Origin of the sequence: Streptomyces chattanoogensis, from assembly GCF_001294335.1 — a bacterium.
In the GTDB taxonomy this organism is placed as follows: domain Bacteria; phylum Actinomycetota; class Actinomycetes; order Streptomycetales; family Streptomycetaceae; genus Streptomyces; species Streptomyces chattanoogensis.
Genome location: NZ_LGKG01000109.1, coordinates 1 through 266 on the forward strand (window position 1 = coordinate 1; position 266 = coordinate 266).

Consider the following 266-nt stretch of genomic DNA (forward strand, 5'->3'; position numbering starts at 1 on the left):
ACTGGGTTGATAGGCCAGATATGGAAGCGCCGTAAGGTGTGGAGTTGACTGGTACTAATAGGCCGAGGGCTTGTCCTCAGTTGCTCGCGTCCACTGTGTAGGTTCTGAAGTAACGACCGTTGAGTCATGCTCCGGTTGGTTATCTTCATAGTGTTTCGGTGGTCATTGCGTTAGGGAAACGCCCGGTTACATTCCGAACCCGGAAGCTAAGCCTTTCAGCGCCGATGGTACTGCAGGGGGGACCCTGTGGGAGAGTAGGACGCCGC

At 55.3% G+C, this 266-nt stretch carries 1 rRNA gene; it reads left to right on the forward strand.

From position 1 onward, the window contains the following. Positions 1-154 precede the first annotated feature (154 nt). Positions 155-266: ribosomal RNA gene (rrf, locus tag ADL29_RS12850) — 5S ribosomal RNA — on the forward strand; the annotation flags it as partial.